The sequence below is a fragment of the Chryseobacterium gallinarum genome (assembly GCF_001021975.1).
Classification (GTDB): Bacteria; Bacteroidota; Bacteroidia; order Flavobacteriales; family Weeksellaceae; genus Chryseobacterium; species Chryseobacterium gallinarum.
Map to the genome: position 1 here is coordinate 2,360,001 of NZ_CP009928.1, position 20,626 is coordinate 2,380,626.

General features: G+C 34.7%; 18 protein-coding genes (1 of these 18 running past the window's edge). 5 read left to right on the forward strand and 13 right to left on the reverse strand.

The genetic code is table 11. The annotated features are described in order from the left end of the window. The 5 genes from OK18_RS10570 to OK18_RS10590 form a co-directional block, all read left to right on the forward strand. A protein-coding gene (locus tag OK18_RS10570; protein WP_053327969.1) for a T9SS type A sorting domain-containing protein crosses the window boundary here: on the forward strand, window positions 1-1,015 show its 3' portion. It extends 152 nt beyond the left edge of the window; the window shows 1,015 of its 1,167 coding nt (coding positions 153-1,167); its start codon lies beyond the left edge, outside the window; the stop codon is at window positions 1,013-1,015. A 174-nt stretch (window positions 1,016-1,189) separates the two neighbouring features. Beyond that, window positions 1,190-3,841, forward strand: a complete 2,652-nt coding sequence (locus OK18_RS10575) for a 4-alpha-glucanotransferase (protein ID WP_053327970.1) — start codon at window positions 1,190-1,192, stop codon at window positions 3,839-3,841. 139 nt (window positions 3,842-3,980) lie between these two features. After that, window positions 3,981-4,937 (forward strand): hypothetical protein, encoded by a 957-nt coding sequence (locus OK18_RS10580; protein WP_053327971.1) that lies wholly within the window; start codon window positions 3,981-3,983, stop codon window positions 4,935-4,937. A 177-nt stretch (window positions 4,938-5,114) separates the two neighbouring features. Further along, complete coding sequence (locus OK18_RS10585; protein ID WP_053327972.1) at window positions 5,115-5,561, forward strand: lipase chaperone; 447 nt, start codon at window positions 5,115-5,117, stop codon at window positions 5,559-5,561. Window positions 5,562-5,688: 127 nt separating this feature from the next. After that, window positions 5,689-6,198 (forward strand): ferritin, encoded by a 510-nt coding sequence (locus OK18_RS10590; RefSeq protein ID WP_050022554.1) that lies wholly within the window; start codon window positions 5,689-5,691, stop codon window positions 6,196-6,198. A 68-nt stretch (window positions 6,199-6,266) separates the two neighbouring features. Here OK18_RS10590 and OK18_RS10595 read toward each other — a convergent pair whose 3' ends face one another. The 13 genes from OK18_RS10595 to OK18_RS10665 all read right to left on the reverse strand — a co-directional run bounded on the left by OK18_RS10595 (window position 6,267) and on the right by OK18_RS10665 (window position 20,622). After that, a complete protein-coding gene (locus tag OK18_RS10595; RefSeq protein WP_053327973.1) occupies window positions 6,267-7,574 on the reverse strand; it encodes an MFS transporter in 1,308 nt (435 codons plus the stop codon). 577 nt (window positions 7,575-8,151) lie between these two features. Next, window positions 8,152-9,069, reverse strand: a complete 918-nt coding sequence (locus OK18_RS10605; RefSeq protein WP_228377590.1) for a hypothetical protein — start codon at window positions 9,067-9,069, stop codon at window positions 8,152-8,154. Between the two features lie 10 nt (window positions 9,070-9,079). Then, a complete protein-coding gene (locus tag OK18_RS10610) occupies window positions 9,080-13,399 on the reverse strand; it encodes an N-acetylmuramidase domain-containing protein (protein WP_053327976.1) in 4,320 nt (1,439 codons plus the stop codon). A 4-nt stretch (window positions 13,400-13,403) separates the two neighbouring features. Next, complete coding sequence (locus tag OK18_RS10615) at window positions 13,404-14,207, reverse strand: hypothetical protein (RefSeq protein ID WP_053327977.1); 804 nt, start codon at window positions 14,205-14,207, stop codon at window positions 13,404-13,406. 404 nt (window positions 14,208-14,611) lie between these two features. Next, complete coding sequence (locus OK18_RS10625; protein WP_050020667.1) at window positions 14,612-15,796, reverse strand: hypothetical protein; 1,185 nt, start codon at window positions 15,794-15,796, stop codon at window positions 14,612-14,614. A gap of 15 nt (window positions 15,797-15,811) precedes the next feature. Continuing rightward, a complete protein-coding gene (locus OK18_RS10630; protein WP_053327979.1) occupies window positions 15,812-16,258 on the reverse strand; it encodes a hypothetical protein in 447 nt (148 codons plus the stop codon). A gap of 63 nt (window positions 16,259-16,321) precedes the next feature. Beyond that, window positions 16,322-16,750 carry a hypothetical protein gene (locus OK18_RS10635; protein ID WP_156173264.1) on the reverse strand — a complete coding sequence of 143 codons (429 nt, stop codon included), beginning with the start codon at window positions 16,748-16,750 and terminating at the stop codon, window positions 16,322-16,324. Continuing rightward, window positions 16,713-17,600 (reverse strand): hypothetical protein, encoded by an 888-nt coding sequence (locus tag OK18_RS10640; protein WP_053327981.1) that lies wholly within the window; start codon window positions 17,598-17,600, stop codon window positions 16,713-16,715. The genes OK18_RS10635 and OK18_RS10640 overlap by 38 nt, the downstream gene beginning before the upstream one ends. Before the next feature lie 378 nt (window positions 17,601-17,978). Further along, entirely contained in the window at window positions 17,979-18,770 is a 792-nt protein-coding gene (locus OK18_RS10645) for a hypothetical protein (protein WP_053327982.1), read from the reverse strand. Window positions 18,771-18,799: 29 nt separating this feature from the next. Then, the gene (locus OK18_RS10650; RefSeq protein ID WP_156173265.1) at window positions 18,800-19,213 is read right to left on the reverse strand and encodes a hypothetical protein; all 414 of its coding nucleotides are present in this window, start codon (window positions 19,211-19,213) and stop codon (window positions 18,800-18,802) included. Next, a complete protein-coding gene (locus OK18_RS10655; protein WP_082129267.1) occupies window positions 19,198-19,887 on the reverse strand; it encodes a T6SS effector amidase Tae4 family protein in 690 nt (229 codons plus the stop codon). Before OK18_RS10655 ends, OK18_RS10650 begins: the two co-directional genes overlap by 16 nt. 10 nt (window positions 19,888-19,897) lie before the next feature. After that, the gene (locus tag OK18_RS10660) at window positions 19,898-20,374 is read right to left on the reverse strand and encodes a hypothetical protein (protein ID WP_053327983.1); all 477 of its coding nucleotides are present in this window, start codon (window positions 20,372-20,374) and stop codon (window positions 19,898-19,900) included. Window positions 20,375-20,394: 20 nt separating this feature from the next. Continuing rightward, entirely contained in the window at window positions 20,395-20,622 is a 228-nt protein-coding gene (locus tag OK18_RS10665; protein WP_053327984.1) for a hypothetical protein, read from the reverse strand. Window positions 20,623-20,626: the final 4 nt, after the last annotated feature.

The following is a 20,626-nucleotide window of genomic DNA, read 5'->3' on the forward strand; positions in this document are numbered from 1 at the left end:
AAAAATTTTTGGCGCTGATTCCTCTTCAAAAGTATTCTCACAATCCAGGAATACTATTATTGCTGAAGATAAAAATTCCTATAATCATTCTCAGTCATTAACAATGGCAGCGTTGGCTTATGATTCTTCGAATAATAGCCTTGTATATATGCCTATGTTTTCTTCTAATATCTATATTCTGAATCCCAAAACCAAGGAAATCAGTTTAGTAGAAAACACTGTAGCCAGAGTATCATCATGTGATATTAATTCCCATATTACAAGAATGGCAGCTGGTTATGATGGTAATATTTATGCAATGAATAATGCCGGAACACAGATTTTACAGATTAGTAAAAAAGGAAGCCAATATGTTGTTAATGACCTTGGAATTGTAAAGGATGATGTTTCTAATGGTAAGAATTCATTTACAGCTATGGAAACCGGATTTGGGGGGGATATGGTAGCTGATGCTGATAATAATTTTTATGTTTTTGCTGCTTCCGGAAATGTATTTAAAGTATCAGTAAAAGAATTGAAAGCCAAATTTTTAGGAAAAATAGCTGGTATTCCTGATAATTATTCAGTAAACGGATCGGCTGTGAATGCGAAAGGCAACGTTGTAATTGCAAGTGCAAAAGGAGCTCCTTTGTATGAGGTGGACCTTGAAAATTTACAAGCAAAACAACTTCCGGGTGGTGAACAGTTGCATATTTATGATTTAGCTAGTAGATATTTTGTAAATAACAGGACTGCTTCAACAGCTACCTTGGCTGATCTTGAAATTTATCCGACAAGAGTTGATGAGCATTACATTAATGTACACATCAATAACAAAAATGTAAAAGGTAATCTTCAACTTACTATTTTTGATATGTCGGGTAAAAATGTGATAAATCATAATATGTCTGTGAAGTCAGGAATCCTGGATCAGAAAGTAGAATTAAAGAGCCTCACCAATGGAGCTTACATTGTAAGTATAGCGGATGAATCCGGAAAAGTGATTCTCAATAAAAAGATTCTTGTAACCGAGTAGAGATAATATAAAAATTATGTTCTGATTAAGAATAACTAAACAGTAAAGAAACGATTTTTATTTTCAATACAACAAAACCTTCCCTGCTTATCCGGGAAGGTTTTTTAATGATTATTTGATATTCAATAAGTTTTATTTTTCGATATTAAAATGTAATTTTATAAAAAAATATAGATGAAGTTATACTTTAATGTAGGATATATTGTAAAAGCAGGAGAACGTCTGGAACTGGTTATTGAAGACGGGGAAACTGCTGTTCACATCCATACTATGTTTTGTGCAGATAACGGACAATGGAAATGCGAAGCAGACTATTTCTCGAAATCTATTTCATATAAATACCGTGTTGTAGATGATAAGTCTATTGTTTTAAGAGAAGAATTTGTTCTGCATCATCTTCATTTTCCACACAATTATAAAGAGTTTGTTATTTTTGACGAATGGAATAATAAAAATTTTCCGGAGAATTATTTAAATAATAAAATACTTTATAATAAACTGAATGGCTTTATCCCTGAGAAAATAACGATCCTAAAAAAGCATACTCATTTATTCAGGTTAGAGGCTCCTGTATATCATCCGGACTGGAAAATCGTACTGATCGGAAGTACACCTTCTTTAGGGGGCTGGAGCTATGAAAAAGCAATTCACTTATCTCAGACGGATTTTGGAGTTTGGGAGGCCTCTGTACAGATTCCGGAAAACGAATTCATTCAATTCAAATATTGCATTTATGATACCGATAAGAACAGGGTTATTGATGTAGAAACAGGAGAAAATCGTTTTACAGTGGCCAATCCGTTAGCTGACGTTCTTCAAATTGTTTCCAACCATTATTTCAGGTTTAAGGCGTATCAAATGTATCATGATGCAGGAGTAGCTGTTCCTGTTTTTTCTTTAAGGAGTAAAGACGGGTTTGGAGTAGGTGAGTTTACTGATCTTAAAAAATTAGCTGATTGGGCAAAAAATACCCATTTAGGTATTATTCAGATATTGCCTGTTAATGATACTACAGCTAATTATACCTGGACAGATTCCTATCCTTATGCGGCTGTATCAGTATATGCCTTACATCCGCAATATATTTCACTGGAAAAGCTTGACTTTCCTCTACCTAAAGAATTAGTTGAAGAGTACCAGGCTGAAAAAGAAGCTTTAAATGCTCTTGACCTCATTGATTATGAAAAGATGATTGCTGGCAAATGGAAATATTTAAAAGCAATATTTAACACTGAAAAGGATAAAATCTATAAAGACAGGGGCTTTAAGCGATTCATAAAAGATAATGAGACATGGCTGATACCCTATGCCGCATTTTGTGTTTTAAGGGATAAATATAAAACTCCGAATTTTAACGATTGGAAAACCCATAAAAAATATATTGCAGGAAAAATTTTACAATTCTTTAGCAGTAAAAGTAAAGATTATGATATTGCGATGCTGCATGCATGGGTACAATATCAGCTTCATTTACAGTTAAAAGATGCAGTGGATTATACTCATCATCTTGGTATTTCTTTAAAAGGCGACCTTCCCATCGGAATTTACAGATATTCTGTTGAAGCTTGGACAGAGCCTGAGTTGTTCGGGATGGATTTCCAGGCAGGAGCACCGCCGGATCAGTTTACAGAGCTTGGCCAGAACTGGGAATTTCCAACATATAATTGGGAAGCGATGAAGGAAGATAATTATCAATGGTGGAAAAACCGCTTCAAGGCATTGGAACAGTATTTTGATGCCATGAGGATTGATCATATTTTAGGCTTCTTCAGAATCTGGAGAATGCCAATTTCTGCTGTACAAGGGATATTAGGATACTTTTATCCGGCTGTACCTATTGTTTTGGATGAATTTAAGGCCTGGCATCTTCCATTTGACTTTGACAGGTATTGTAAACCTTTTATCAACAACCAGATTTTATGGGAGTATTTTGGAGAAGAGAGCGGTAAGGTTCTTGAGTTTATGGATAATAACCAGGATGGAACTTATACCTTTAAAGAACAATTTGATACTCAAAGAAAACTGGCAGACTTCTTTAAAAAGAATCCGCTTGGAGCACTTGAAGAAAAACTGATTTCACTGTGTGCCAATGTTTTATTTTTGACAGAAGAAAGAAATGGAGTCACAGTATACCATCCAAGGTTTAATGTGTATAATACGGAATCCTATAAATACCTTTCGGAATGGGAGCAAAAGATTATCTATGATCTATACCATGATTATTTCTTTAGGAGGCAGGATCATCTGTGGTATGAAAAGGCAATGGAAAAACTTCCCGTTATTCTGAATGCTACAAAAATGCTGATATGTGGAGAAGACCTGGGAATGGTTCCGGCATGTGTACCCGTTGTCATGGATGAACTGGCTATTATTGCTCTTAAAGTTCAAAGGATGCCTGCTGAAAATATTCCGTTTTACAATCCTAAGGAAGCTGGTTATATGAATGTAGTCACTGCTTCTTCTCATGATAGTTCAACCTTAAGACAGTGGTGGAAAGAAGATCCTGTCTTAACACAGAAATATTTTAATCAGCAGCTTATTCAGTATGGTAAGGCCCCTGAAGAACTTACTCCCCATCTGGCAGAGATTATTATGAAGCAGCATCTCTATAATGATGCCATGTTGGCTATATTTCCGATTCAGGAATTTCTGGCAACAGACGCAGAACTCAGAAATGAGAACATAGAGAATGAAAGAATCAATGATCCGGCTGTTTTCCCGCATTACTGGCGATATAGAATGCACCTTGGGCTTGAAGAGTTAAAAGAAAAACAAACCTTTAATGAAAAAATAGGCAACTGGATAAAAGATAGCGGTAGAGTGTAAATTTACATTTTGATTATCAATCGTTTACGTATAATTTAAAAGAAGTTTAATCTTTGGATTTAACTTCTTTTTTGTATTTGAATCAAAAAGATAGAATTGAGATATTCTGCTATATATTAACCAATTAACAACTATAGGGATGAAAAAAATATTTTTAGGATTAGCTTTGGGTTTAGGCATTTTGGTGTCTGCTCAGCAATATCCGAATAATGGTTGGGATGATGACGGTTATTATCAGAATGGAGGCTATTATAGCGATGAAGATGACAGGAATTATTTCCCTGATGATTATTATTACAATTATCCTGATGATTATTATCCAAGTGATTACTATCAGAGTTACTATAATGACTACAGAAACAGCATCGTTAATATTGACTGGAATGGTTTCTTTATACAAAACAGATTAAATCGCTGGCAGGTTGATCAGATTATCAGACTGAATAATTTATATGCAAGTTTTACAGCATGGAATAATTTTTACCGATATAATCCTGACAGATGGTATTACGACCGTTTCTACGCTTTGGAGAGAATTTTAGGGCCAAGGGTTTTTGTAGTTTTTCAAAATAACTACTATCGCGGAGCCAGTCCGGTTATTTATTTCCAGAATTACAGAAGGACATATTATGTACCAAGATACGCGGTAATGCCAAGATATAGAAATGTAAATATCAATATTTACAGGGTAGACAGAGCAAGATTCCGCAGAATGGACAATCCTACTTTTAATGTTATCAGACGGGATAACGGCGGATTTAGAGGTTCGGCAACAAATGGAAGTAATTCAGGAGGATTCCGTGATAATGCAGGTACTAGAAATAACTCAGGAGGCTTCAGGGATAATTCCGAGCACAACAGAGGTTTCAGGAATAACTCTGAAGGAGGGTTCAGAGGAAACTCTGATCATAATGGAGGTTTCAGAAATGGTGGCTTCAGAGGAAACAATGAAGTAAGGAGAGAAGCTCCCAGAAGAAACGATAATAATGGCTTCAGAGGAAACAGCGGAGGATTCAGACAAAAATCAGAAGGTGCTCCCAAACATGAAGGCCGCGGAAATAGCGGTGGTTTTAGAGGAAATTTTGTGAAAAATTAATTTTCATATATTATATTTAAGTGGTGTGAAGGACAGGTTTTTATTAATCTGTCCTTTTTTTTGTTTTTATTGATTATTTTTTATTAAAATTTAACAATATTTGTGAATTTATTAATTTAACCTTGATTTTAATTACTAATCAAAAAGACATATAACAATTAAATTAAATTTTTAAAGATGAAAAAATTAGTTTTAGCAATAGCATTTATAGGAATGGGAGGTTTTGCAATGGCACAACAGACAACTCCTCAGGATAAGGAAGCGAGAAGAGCTGAAATGCAACAAAAGATGCAACAAAAAGAGCAGGAACGTTTGGCTCAAATGCAAAAAGACCTTAACCTGAACCAATCCCAGGTTGCCCAGATAAAAGCACTTCAGGATAAAAGAAAAGCAGAAAGGAAAGCTGAGTTTGAAAAAAATAAAGAATTCAGGCAGGCTAAAATGGAAGAAATGAAGGCTAAAAGAGCGCAAATGGATGCTGATATGAAGAAAATTCTTACTCCCCAGCAATATGATAAATGGCAGGCAGACAGGAATGCTAAAATGGAGCAGAGAAAAATGGCGGTAAAGGAAAGAAGGATGATGAAAAAAACTATGAATACCGGTACTCCTGAAGCAAAATAACTCATAGTAATTTTAATTTTTTAATGTGAGAAGGATGGATGTTTTTTCCATCCTTTTTGTATTAATTTTTTGTAATGCTTTTGATTTGGGCTTTTATTCCTTATTTTTGAATATAAATTTAATACTTATGGTTAGCGAAAAAATTGCAAAATTAATTAACGAACAAATAGCACACGAACAATACGCCGCTCAATATTATCTTTCAATGTCTGCATGGTTTTCGGGAAAAGATCTGGATGGGATTGCCAATTATTTCAGAGTGCAAAGCAAAGAAGAACTGATGCATGCTGATAAGATGTTTGATTACCTGAATGATGTTGGGGGAGAAATTATCATCGGGCAAATTCCAAAACCGCCACACGAATTCGAAAATGCTACGGATATTTTCGAGAAAGCTCTGGCACATGAAAAAATAGTAACCAAAAGTATTTTCAATATTGTGAAGAATGCTAATGAAGAAGGAGATTTTGCAACAACATCTTTCTTACAGTGGTTCATCAATGAGCAGGTGGAAGAAGAGGCGAGTGCATCTCAGTATGTAACAAAGATTAAAATGGTTTGTGATAATCCTTCTGCCTTATATCTTTTCGATCAGGAATTATCCCAAAGAGTTTTTACTCCTGATACTACCGCTTAAAACTTACAATGTTTTTAAAAATATAAAGCCGCTACTATCAAATAGCGGCTTTTTTACATCCTAATCCGTTATAAGGCCTTTCTACTGCTGTTTTTATTTTTTAAAGCAGAACGTAGTCCCAAGTAGCATCCTAATGCGGCAAGAAACAGAACGTAAAACAATATTCCTTTGGGATATTCTTTTGCCATCAGAACAATAATAATTGGAGTGATGCCTCCAAAGATCGCCTGTCCCAGATTGTATGAAAAGGAAATCCCTGAAATCCTTACGGCAGGAGGAAACCGGTGAACCATAATATAAGGAATGCATCCTAAAATTCCTCCTGCAAATAAGCCTGTTATTGCATATAAAATCGAAATACCTTCCGGTTGCATATTGATAAGCTTTTGTAAAAAGAACCAGCTACAGATTCCGAAACAAATGCTCCAGAAGATCAACATTTTTCCTGCTTCCTTTTTATCACACCATATACCTCCCAGTACAGCTCCTAAGCTAATGGTAATCAGAGTATAGCTTTGCATTGTAATGGCATCTTTCCTGGGAATATTGAAAAAATCACTCATCAGATTAGGAATCATTAAGGTAAGCAATATGGAGCACCCTGTAAAAATCCAGGTCAGCAGAAGAGAAATACTAATATCAGGGAGGTGGGATTGAAAGATTTTCTGAAGGGGAATTTTTTCACTTAAGGTTTTCTTTTCTTTCATTTCAATAAAAACAGGCGTTTCTTTAAGATATCTTCTGAGGAAAATGGTGATGATTCCAAATGCTCCACCTAGGATGAAGGGGTATCTCCAGGCTCCGTTAAATATATCTTCCGTAGAGAAAACTGTATTAATATAAAGAGTTATTGCCGAGCCTAATAAAACGCCTAACGAAAGGCTTGCCGTAATCATTGAATCTGCTAACCCTATTCTGTTCTTCGGGACATGCTCAGCTACAAAAACCCACGCAGCAGGAATTTCTCCTCCTATAGCAAAGCCTTGCAGAATTCTTACCAGGAGCAGAAGTACAGGCGCCAGATAGCCAATCTGGTTATAAGTTGGCAACAGGCCTATCGCCAGGGTAGGAAATACCATGAGAACAATGGATAAAAAAAACATTTTTTTTCTTCCAAAAAGATCTCCGAAATGGGCCATTATCATGCCTCCTATTGGCCTTACAAGAAAACCGACAGCAAATGTACCGTATGTATTGATAGACGCCCAGAAGGAATCCAGGGTAGGTGGGAAGAAATGTTCTCCAATGATTTTGGCAAAAAAAATAAAAACGACAAAGTCATAAAATTCCAGCATTCCTCCAAAAGCAGAAAGGATCAGAGTCCTGATATCTTGTGTATTCAAAGGTCTTGATTGGGTAAAACCAGGATTTTTCATATGAATTTATATATTGTAATCTAAAGGTATATAAAATTACAATACGCCATAATGTTTGATCAATGTCCCAAAAGCAGCTGTACTTTATTTTTTTTAATGGAATCTTTAAAAGGTGTAATGGTTTACAATTATAGAGAGGACTATGTCACAATTATCCTGTAAAAGTCTCTTTTTATGTATTTTATTTATTTTTCAATCGTGTTGTTTTTCTTTAGGAAAGTTCCGTTTATAATTTTTCCCTTCTCATCAATTTTAAACTTTTCAAAGGCAACAGCAGTTTGTGTATTCCCTTTGTATTTTCGATGGAAAAAGCCGGTAATATTTTAAATGTTACTGGATTTTCGTCACCAATGGAGCCTATTTCTTTGTAATCAATAATGTTATTATTTTGAGTAGTAATTAAAATAAAATAGTCTGCATCACCTCTGGACATATCAACACTAAATATTGAAAATGCTGATATTTACTTTAGTATTCTTCTGCGATAAAATTTCCTCCTTTTTACAGGATAATATCATAATGAGGGATAAGAGGCAAAATAATATTCTGAATTTATCGCAGCATTGAAATACCATAATTATTTTGTTTTTAAGAAGCTTCCATTTGGGGAAATATTATATTCTTCTGTCTTTTTTAAAACATTCTTATATTCAACCCTGTCAAATTTTTTGAGGATAATAGCGTAGTTTTTATCTATTGAAAATGTTGTTAACTCTCTTTTGTCAGATTCAGGATAGCCATCATCAGCATAGCCTACTTTTAAGGAATCAATTATTTTTCCGTTCTTACCAATGGTAAATAATGTATAGAATACATCATCAGAATTATCATTTTTGGCTAGGGTTATATTAATATCTCCATATTTTTCCAGGGATAATTTGCTGTTATAATTGCCCAAAGAGTTATCTGTCTCCCATTCGAATTTGTCGAGATCTTCCTGTTGAACGGGTAGAGATACTTGTTTGGAATGGTTGTTAAGCTTCAGAAGGATATCATCATTAAAGTTACTTAAGTTAAGAGTACCAAAATCTTCAGGAGTATAAATCTTATGCTGTTCTTCTATTCCTTCTGATGTTTGTTTGGTTGTCAGAATATCTATTTTTTCTAAAAAAATATCCTTGGATTTGAAGGTAAATGAATAGACTCTATCTTCCAGTACCAGATCAAATCCAGCATCAGTCGCTTTTAAATTAATATAGGGATCACCTGACTGAGCGCCACATGTAGAACAGGCAATGATTTTATTATTTGAACTTATTGTTTTGTATGTATTTTGGTTATTCAGCTGCACGGCAATTGTTCTGTTGGCCGATGGTGTTTTTTCAGAAATAATAACCTTGTCAGGCTGACCATCTTTATTGATATCAACAAGTAAGGAGTCTATAACTTTTTCTTGCTTGTCAGGTTCCTTTGTAATTGTTGTTTGGCTCTGCAGATCCTTTTTACAAGCTAATAATGATACACTCAATATCATCGAGATGAAAAAAAGTTTCATTTTCATTTTATTATTTATCATTTTCTTTTTTATATTCATTATAGTAGGTTTCAATATTGGAAGCATAGTCAGGATTCTTTTGTTTCCATTTGCTACCGTTATATTTAGAGGCAATATCTTCCCAATTTTTATTTTTCATAGCAGTTATCATTCCGTTGGTATTTTCAATGTATCCAACAAAAAAGTAAAACTGCTGAATTTCACAAAGGTTTACAGCTTTTTCCATTTCTTCAGGTGAACTAAAGGCTACCGCATAGTTGAAGCCCATTACTTGAAATTTACCCCAGCTACATGCTTTTAAAGCTGTTGTATTATCAATTTTTTTAGCTTTATCTAGTTTTTCGTACTGCTCGGAATATTTACCATAGCCTCCGGACAGGTCATTCACAATTGATGGATCATCTTTTTTTAATTTTTCAAGTTCAGCTTTTGTCTTGTTTAAATCTTTTTCCAGATATTCCCACATTTTGTGTCTTTCAAACAGAATAGTGGCTTGTCCTTCTTTCCAGAAACTTTCCCTCTTAGATTCCTGTTTTGCAATAGCCTGAATCATTGCTAATTCAATACCTAATCTATCTGCTTCTTTTTTATAAATATCATTAGTAATAGAGCTGCCTTTGCCTGTACATGCCGTTTTCACTTTACCTTGTTTAAAGCACATACATTCTCCTGCTTTTGGATTAGAATTGCTATTAGTGCTTAATCCTCCGCCCATACAACTACACATATCTTTTAACCCTAATTCATTGGCAAGTTGAATCAAGCTTTTTCCTGTAAGTGAATCTTGAGTTTTAGTAAAAAATTTATCATCTAGATAAGCATTATCAAATTCACGTACATCCATATGGATCCAGCTCCAAGTTTGTCCATTTCCTAATCCAAACGGCTCTAAAGAAAAATTATTATTTCCATTAACCCAATTATATTTACTGTCTAAATATTTTGTATAAAATTTGTCACGAATATCTCTTAGAACAGGTAGATTTTCTTCTTTTTTTCCTCCGACTAGTTTATTATTTTTTAAAAACTGTATATCTACAGCTTTTCCCATATGGTTAGTAGTTGTTCTACCAGCATATTTATTGTGTTCCCAACATCTGTATCCTGCAGTAATACTAGAATATTTATATTCATTTTGTGTACTTAAATAATATTTCAAGGCGCTTACTCCCCATAATAAACTTCTATGCATTCCAGGCCTTTCATATTTATGATATTTTTCAACATGGTTTTTATTTGAATATTGATCTTTATATTGACCTTTTCCAAATCCTGAGCATTTGTTTGCAATACTCTTTATTCCATTACATAAACATGTATAATCTGATATTTTTTCAGCCCATTTCGTTGTAAAGTCATCAATTGCTTTGAGTACATTTCCACAGACTTTTCCTGTTTCCGGAACTTTCATATAATCCCGTTGGAATTGTTTTACCATTTTTTCTGTTCTGTCCGTAAACTCATCTGTTGGAACATTTCCTCCGAATCCTGCTAAGCGGATATTGATTTCTCTGATCAATTCGCTCTTAGGGCTTCCTTTTTTAATACAGAATTTACCACCACAATTAGACCCACTTATTGGTTGATCCCCCACCTTCACTGCACCTTTATTCTCCACTATTTTAACCAGGGTACTGCCTTTTCTCAGCTTAGCGGTTGCCATAGAATAATCACCATCTGCATCGTATAAGACTTTTCCGTCCTGGTTCTTTTCTTTTACGATGGCATATACGGTCAATAAATTTACTTTATTTTTTATACCGTTCCATATAATTTTTTGTTTGATGATGCCATTCTGATCAGCTTTAACATTGGCCTGCTGTAATAGAAGAGGGTCTCTCCCCAGTACGGAATCCCTTATTTCCAGGAACAGGCTTTCATCAGGTTTTATTCCCCGGCTGTTGGCGTAGAAATAACTGATCTCATCATAATCTACTACCGTATGTTTTTCGCTGCCGTCTTCACTGCCTAACTTGGCATTAAAGATTTCTTTTTTGTCCTGGACATCCAGTTTATATGTTTTAGGGAACGGCAATCCTTCCCCAATGGCTACAACATCAGGCGCTGAAATTTTGGCATAGATCAATCCCTGGCTTCCCGCCTTATTTTTCATGTCAGCATCTAAGGTTACCGGAATTAACCCTCCGTCATAAGCTTTGATGGTAATGGTTTTTACAGGGTCATCCTGTACCGTGTCACTATCCCAGAGAACAATGGTTAGCTTCTCATTCTCAAGACCCTGGTGATCAATGCGGATATTTACTTTTTGTCCCCAGCCGGCTTTGTCTATTTTACTTCCGTTACTGTCTGTAAACTGGATATCATTAATTATGGGCTGTACTACATTTATGGTTTGGGTGGAACCTTTCCCTTTTATTCTGCTGGTAATGGTTAATGTCCCGGGCTTTTTAGGCGTAAAGTTGATGGACTTTCCGGTAACGGCATTGGAAAACCCTTGCCAGTGTACGGTTTCATTAGGAAGAAGGTCGGAAAATATCATTTTATCAACAGTAGCGGTCATAGGTTTACCCACTTTTGGAGTACCGCTGACGGTAAAGCTTACCACATCATTTTCCTTCACCTCAAAATGCCAGTCATCATCTTCTTTTTTAGCGTTTTTTCCGGTAGCATTGGCCACCATGCTGTATGCTTCCACAACATGTTTTCCTGGAGTAACCCGCGACCCCGGAATGGTAATGTTTTTCCCGTTTCCGATCAGTAGACCGTCCAGGTTCCATTTAATGTCTGAAGATTCCCCCGGGGTCAGGCCAAAAGGAGAGTTGTCATCTCCAAACTTATATTTCATTTTGGTAACACTGAACGACATGGAGGTTCCGGGCCTTACAACTTCCGCACCATGGCTGATGCCTAAAACTGCATTGCCTTCACTTTCCCCGGACATCTTTTTTTCTATGGCTTCACCATTTTCATTGATATAACGGGCCAGGATGGTGTATTTAGCCTTGGTGTTCTGAGGGGTAAAGGTAAGGGTGTCTCCATTGATATGTACACCTTCTGTAATGGCATTTCCACTTCCGTCAAATACCGCCAGCGTCAGCCTGGATTTCTCCTCTTCCGTAAGATCAGGGATCAAAAACTTAGCCCTGAAAACTGAAGGAACACCCCTTCTGAATTTCCTGTTTTTAGAAGGATCGATGCGGGTGGTAAAATCTCCGGAGGTGGATTCCAGCTCGAGCAGGGTGTTTTCTACTACCTCAACGTCAATGGAGCAGGAAGGATCACATTTGTCATATTTTCCTTTTTCAAATTCAGGGGTTTTAGGTTTTCCGTATCCTTCAATCCTGAATTTTCCCAATCCTTCGAAACTCTGGGAAAATTCTGTCCCGATTTGTTCTCTTAAAAAGATTCTATTCTCTTTCTTACCCTGGTGGTCACTGTAAACCACCCATGAGGTGAGCTGTTGGTTCCCGCTTTTCAGATTGGCTTTGAAAGAAGCTTCTTCGTCTTTGCGCAGATACACAACACCGCTTTTATTTTTGGAATCTATTGCTTTAAAGGTAATCCTGTTTTCTATCTGGGCTAAGGCAATAGAAGTTACAGAAGGATATTCCTCCTTTTTCTTAGGCATATCTACTGCCGGGTTAACCATAGCGAGTTCCGCCGGGTTGGTATTGTCTGCATGGGCATTGCTCACGGAGTCCGTCTGTCCATGTTTGAATATGGTGATTTTCCCGCCGGTCATACAGGGAAGTTCTGATATTTCAGTAAGTGTATTTTTTCCTAATACCCGGGTGCTGTCATAGGTTTTATTCCATTTTGGAGCCGGGGCAACCGCACAGGGAAGATAGCCTCCCGGGGATGGTTTCAGGGTACATTTTCCAAAAGTGGCTGCAGGAGGGTTGAATGTTTTATCCTCTTCGGTTGCCGCCAGTTTTCCCTGTTGATCGTTCAAAACAATAACGGAATGGGTGGTTACCTGTAGATCCGCTGTTTGTTTTGGATTTTCTGCTTTATCACAAACACATTTGGCGCCATGCACCACAAAGTATTTTCCGTCGTGGTCGCTTTTGGAAGCCTGTTCGTTTTTCTTTTGCTCTTCTTCTTTCTTTTTTTCCTCTTCCTGTTTCTGCTCTGCTGTTTTTTGTTCTTCTTCGGGATCAGGAGGTGGTGTTTCACCATTAAGGGCGTAAACCTCGTCAGGCGGAGGGGTCATCAGGGAAAACCCTGTATAGGGAGTATTGCCAACCTTCGTTCCGGAATTGGCATTATGATAATCTTTGAGTTTCGTCCAGTCTTTGATACCCAGTTTCCTGGCGATATCCTGCAGCGTTTCTCCGCTCTGAACCGTATATGGGATGGGTGCTGACATATTCTTATTTTGTTTCTATGGTGATTGTTTGCAGGTAATAAAATTTATCCTCTGCTTCTATACAGACACTGACTTCTGCTTCTTTTATTCTTCCGGTTTTACCCGTGTAATTGATGGTGTTCTGAAAATCTGCATAGAGTGGAAGGCTTTCTTCGTCAAAACTGACGTAATAATCATGTTTATGGATGTATCGGATAATATCATTCATGATATCCTGGGCATTGTCGATTTTAGGCTCAAAAGACAATATATTTTTATCTTTTTGATATTGAATATCTCCTTTCCATTCTGTAGTTCCGACAGGCAGGACTTTCCAGGATGTTTCATACTGTTTTTTAGGATTGAATTTTTGCAATCCATATTCCAGGACCTTCATAAAATGGAGTTGCCTGATGAAAGAAGTAAGCTTTTCATCAGTCTGGGTTGCAGTAAAGAAATGAGTACTGATGTGGTCTATTGCTTCCCCGTTATAGAGATCATGAATAGCAACATCGGCTTTCCGGATACGGTTTCTGATCTCATCAATGTTTTCTATAGAAAATTGATATTTGTTTATTTTACAGACTAAAGGAAAAAGGGCTTCCATATAATTATTGGATACTTCAAGAAATTTGGTGTCTATTTTTTGATTGTTCACTTTTAAATTGGACCTGTTGATCAAAATTTCACCGGTATCCTTTTTCCCCGGTTCTACATACAGGGTATAAGAGAGCTGTGCCTGATGCTGCTCCTGGCCGAACTTTACCGTACATTTATCCTGTACGGTGTAGGTAGATGTTGGGAATATGTCGGAAACTGAAGAGGTCATATTAATTAGTTTATGGCTTTAATGGCTTGAGAATTATGAATGGTAAATAATGCAAAAACTGAGATTATACTTAATATATATAAAAATAACAGCAGGATTAATTTTTTTATTTTACCAGTTTCCTTTTCACCGCGAATTCCAATTAATTGTAAAATGAAAAGAATGGGGTAGATGACTACGATAATAATAAAAAATATAAAAAGGTAGGTCATTATCAGAGAAAATAGACTCTGAACATTCAATACATACGGAGTTTTGTTGAAATACTGGTGTGCTGGTTTATCCCAATAATAAATAAAGGTTAGGAGGATAAAAGTTATAAAAATTATAAACTGAATATTAAAAATGCTTTTCCAGTTTCTAATTATAAAATTCTTTAGCATAGTTTTAAAGTTATTTGTTAATTATTTTCCGGCTACAAATCCAAAATATCCATCTTCGAAAGGATCATATAAGACAGTCCATACTTTATTAATATCCCCCCAAGTGAACAAAGTAAGTATTATTTTACCTCCTTGCTCATCAATTGTAATTGTTTTAAGCCCTACCCAGTGATTAGGAATTGAGAATGTTGCCTTATTATTATGCTGAAAATTTTCAGCAGTAATAAGTAAGCCTATACTATACCCGTCTGCCAAGAGTTGAGAAAGTTCATTAGCCGAATCTTTTGCATTCGCCCATTTACTGGTGATGAGGTTAGTCTCGTTTTTCACATCTTTATACCCCAGAATATTTTTCATCATTTTTTCCACTTCGTTAGGGAACGTAAGACCTGTACCTCCTTCTACAAACCCTCCGGCACCAGGACCATCAGGATCATAATCGAAGATTCCGTTCAAAAAATCTTTGATTGAGAATAAATAGATGTAGTCGGCATATGACATTTTACCTCCATAGCTATTCTTAGGATATTTGACATCCGAATCTTTCATTTCTATCAAATGATCATCACTATCCAGTTTAATTTTGTATTGGGTAGAAGTAATGATGGCTTCCCCTTTACGATGTAAATCAAGAATAACTTTCTCATATTCTGTAGGATTCTGAATAGCCATAAAGTGTCCGATCAAGGCTATAGCACACATTGAACTTTGTCCCTGATCTATATCTTTACCAGTATTTATCCTTTGTTGAATTTCAGTTTTTAGCGTCTTTCTATCAAAAAATCTGAATCTGTTATGCTTAAAAACAGTGAGTTTACCTTCATTGTCAACATCATTAATATAAGCCTTGATTTCCAGATTATTTCCGCAACCATTGGCATCATTAAATGTGATGTTGATTTCATCTCCAGTAGAGACATCTTTCAGGACGTTCTCATATAGTTTTCCAGTTTCTCTATCTGTGTAACTTACAGCCCATTTTACCAGGTTTACGTCCTTTGGATCTCCATTAGTATATGATTCTACTTTGAAAGTATAAGTTTTACCGAACACAATACCACTTTTTTCCTTAATGGTTCTGGTACTATCATTAGCTGCACCATCATCCAGATCGGAAATCAGTTTGATACTTTTAACCTGTGTGGGCTCTATTCCTTTTCTCGAAATAGGGGTCTTTGTGCCGAATTCTACTCCTGGAGCTGCCATGTTGTTATTGTTTTTTTATTGATCAAATTCAAAATTTTCTTCTTTTCCGGAAAGCATATCATAGATCACATTGCCGTTTTCGGTGATATAAAAAATATCAGGTTTTCCTCCGCTGTATCTTACATAAGCGAGAAGATCTGCGTTGTGTCCGTCTAAACCTTCCTTTCCGCCTTTATACTGTTTATTGATAACATCAGTTTGTTTATATACGTATATTGAATACAAATGATAACCTTTTATAGGTACAGATGCTGTTTTGTCATCAATTGCCTTTTTCAGTTTTTCATACGTCGCTGTGTTGTATGATAAATTTCCTTTTGCATAAAAATAGTCGATCCTATTTTTATTTTCTCTAGCCTTAAACTCATAGGTCACCGGAGATAAAGCTGTCAATTGAAAGTCTTCCGACTTGTTTTGAATACATGCCACGAATATTGTAAATAAAATTATTAAATTTTTCATAATCTTTAATCCTTATCGGAGGTTCTCCAATAATCAAACTTTCGGGACAACACTTGTATGAATTTATTCAATATTCTTTGGTGACTCTATGATGATTATATTCTGAGAAAGGAAAAGAGTATCTCCGCTTTTACGTAAAATGTCGTGTGTTTCATTAAATAATTTTATTTTATTATTGTTTATTTTTTCTAATTCAAGTTTTTTATACGGTTCTGTTTCGTTGCTATTTCCATTTTTTTTAATATTATCAATTAAAATACTCTCAGTTTGAGGAGTGATATATTTTTCTAGCACATTATTCTTATATAAAAAACCTTCTCTAATCAATATTTCCTGATTAAAATTTTTTATATAACAATCCGGAGCATATACTTTAGATGTCGAACTATCTATAGGTTCTCCTCTAACTATTAAAACCTTTTTCTGTGTACAACTTACCAGTGCTAAAAAGCTGCTAATAAGGAAGGATAACTTTTTTAATTCTTTCAACATCTTTTCTTTTTTCAATGATTATTTTAACTTTTGAGTATCCAAATATTTTATCATCATCTGACTTTTCTCTAATTTTATTAATAATATTTTTAGTCTCATTATCAGATGGACTTTTAGATGAATTGTCTTTGTTTGTAATTCCAAAACATCCCAATGACCCTCCTGCTCTTATACGTGGTTTATTATCATAAGTTGGATCTTTTTCATTATGATAGAAGCCGCCTACATGTATCATTATACTCTTTGCAGAAAAAACTTTTTCTTTTCTGTCATTAAATCGTTCTTCAGAGTGAAGAGTCTCAGAATTATTTTGTTCCAATTTATACGCTGCAGTATCATTATGATGAGGGTATACATCAATAAAGACTCCCTCATATTCATTATTGTCTTTAGGCTCAAATGCACAATTATATATTTCTGCATATTTCCCTTCAATTCTGTTTACAATCCAAGAGTCCCTTGATACCATGGTTTCTAATTTAAATGTTTTATCAGTTGAGTGTGTAACTAACATTTTGTATAAGGGTATTCCTATGGTTATATAATTTCCTTTTAATTTTCTATCGTCTGCTCCAATTAATTTAATGTAGCCCCATCCTACTTTTTGATTTGTTATTGTTATGATTGGTCCTTCATCTTTTGAACCCTCATCGGCATTATCATCATTGCTTATTGCTCCTTCTCTCCCAAATCCCTGCATAATGGCCCTCTTCTGGCTGGAGAGCTCAAGATTTTGCTTAGTCGCCTCAATGATCACTTCTTCAGATTCCTCATGAGAAATCTTGCTGAGTGAGGTATAATGGTTGGCAACCTGTATGTTGATATTTTTTGCGTTTTTTATAATAGCCATGATGTTTTTTTTCTAATCTGAGTTGTTTTAATCATAATAATATTGTCTATCTTTTCCCAGCTGCATCATGCTTTATAACAATGTCATTATTTATTCTACTGTAATATAAAAAATACTTTTTACTGTTTTTCATTCCAGTAAGTTTTTTTATATAAGCATCTAATTCTTTGGATTCATAAAATCCATACAATACCAAAAAATATAATTGGCTTTATCATATGTTTTTAAAGGGGTGTATTCCTCTTTAATGCTTATTGTTTCATGTTTTTCTTGAGAAAAACAATAATTAAAAAGAATAATCAAAAAGAGAATACCAGATTGTTTCATTGTCGTTTATACTCTTCCATTTCTAAGCTGCTTTTTTTATTTGCTTTTAAATTAATTTATCTTAACTTTAGGATAAGGGTAATTTAATGTTTTAGTGTTCGATTTACTGGTGTCAGCCATATTTTCATAGTTAAAAACTGCTTTCATAACTCGGCCATTTTTATTTCTAAAATGCTTGCCTGTCAATATATATTTTTCATTTGAAGGATAATATTTGAAGGTATATTGATTGTACTTAGCAGTTGGATTTGTTAATTTTTCACTATAAAATTCAAATAAGCTTCCTTCAGCATCTCTATAATAATTAATCTTATCCAGGGTATCTCCTTTGTATTGATATGCTCCTCTCATTGTTACTTTTTTTTCATTTAGTTCTTCAATAGAAAATATTTTAAACTTTGTAGAATACATATCCTGATCCCAGTCTTTTATAAAAATGTCATGGTTGAAGTATAAACAACAATCATCATAAAATCTGTTGACGGGATAAAATAGTAACCCTAATTTTTGAATTTCATTTTTATTTAAAATACTTTCTTTTAAATATTTATAAAGATCCGAATTCGTTTCAATCAAGAGATTAAAAGGTAATATCTTAATTATATTTTCCTTTTCGAAAGAAATAGAAAAGGAGAAGCTATCATTGTTAACTTTCAATGTTTCAGGATTTTGTTTTTCCACAGTGTAGATGACAGCTCCATCTTTATTATTGAATTTTATCTCTTTATTAGTAATGGATAACTGATTTAATTCCTTCCCATCATAGAGAGAGTATGTTCTATTCTGCGTATTAAATAAATGAGAGAATAACATAATTACGAAAAGAATTAAATTATTTTTCATTGTGATTTTTAACTATAAACAGTTCTATTTTAGTTTATCTTTTTCCTGTTATTTATCCCAATAACTTTCTTTATAAATGAGTCTAATTCTTTCGATTCATAAAAAATAAAACAATCGTACGTAATGGTATTTTTTTCACCCGACTCAAAATGAAGGTTATTCTTTTTTGAATAATAGCCTTTTGTTTTTGCAATTACATAATCATTGATTTTATTTTTCAAATCTTCATTCTCGATAAATTTACCATTAACTGAATATTGTACTCCTGAAGCATCTTTATAAACATCATAAAATGTTGAGTCCATTTTTGAATAGTTATATTGAAGGCACCTGTTAAATGCATACTTTTTTATTTCAGTTATTTTATACTGTGCTGATAAATTTATCGAAAACAATAATACTAATATCAATGACAATCTTAATATATCTATTTTAGTTCCCATACTTTTATTTCATCTGTTTGTATTACCTTGCCGTTTTGTTCATATTTCATATGAAAATAATAATATTCACTATTAGGATCGTCGTGCACACTTTCGCCTGGATATATTAAATTTTTACCATCCCATAAAGTGAAATGGCCCGAGGCGTTTCCCCATCCTGATACTTTAAACATAATAATACCTTTGATTTTATACAAACTGTCCCATTTATCTTTTGATAAGCCTATTTTAATTTGTCCTAATCCTACTTTTTTTAATTTTTCGTCAAATTCAGGAGTACCTAAATGCTCTTCAAGATATTTTCCTAGTTCTTTTACTCTATACCAATAATTGAGCTTATCTTTTCCAATATGTACACCTCCTTTTGCTCCTTTAGCTCTATACTTAGCATTATTATAAGGTAATTTAAAGCCACTATAATTTAGCCCCTTGCTCATTCTAAATGAACAAGTATTTTCCCAATCATCAGGTGCTTTATTAAATAAATCTGTAAGTCCGTTTCCAATCTCATTATATAAGGGGATAGTTTTCACAGAAGTATTGGGATAGTTTTTAATCATATCCGCCCAACTTGGTCTCTTCACCTGTACAGGTTTTGTTGTCTGGCTACCAGACTGTGCAACAAAACTTCTTCGCTGTTCTAATATAATAGGAATCAATTTTTCTATGTTCATAGTCTGTATTTTAAGAGTCTTCTTTATCATCCATTATCGTTAAAGTATAAGCCTTTAGCGGTTCTTTGAATATAACCTGTCCTTTTTCTACAGTTCCGGTAAGGGTAAGTTCATCAATACCTTCTGCTATTGGCTCCCCATCTTCAGCTTTAATGGCTACTTCTACGGTTTCTCCGTCTTTGTAACCTTCAGTTTCTACAATAAGGTTCATATCCACATAAAACTTAGAAGAATCTGTTAAAGGAGTTTTTTCATCGCCATATGTCCAATACATTTTTGTTATTTTTCCATCGGACTCATCATCTGTTAAAGCTTCTCCTTTCCCAAACCCCTGCATTATTGTCCTTTTCTGGCTGGAAAGCTCAAGGTTTTGCTTGGTCGCTTCAATAATCACCTGCTGAGCTTCCTCATGAGAGATCTTGCTGAGTGAGGTATAATGGTTGGCAACCTGTATGTTGATATTTTTTGCGTTTTTTATAATAGCCATGACTGTAATTTTATAAGTTGTTACCTTAAAGGTCTGTCAAATGGATATTTAATCTTTTTTCTTTGTTTCAATGCTTTTACCGATACAAGAAAAGCTACAACTGCAGATATAAAACCACAGATGATCGATTTCATTAGATTTCCCACTGGCATATACCGGTGTCTGTCTTCCGTGACCGGGGCGCTGATATAATCCGCAATATTGTAAGATGCCAAAGTAAAGAATACCATAACAACAAGGTTTCTCATGATT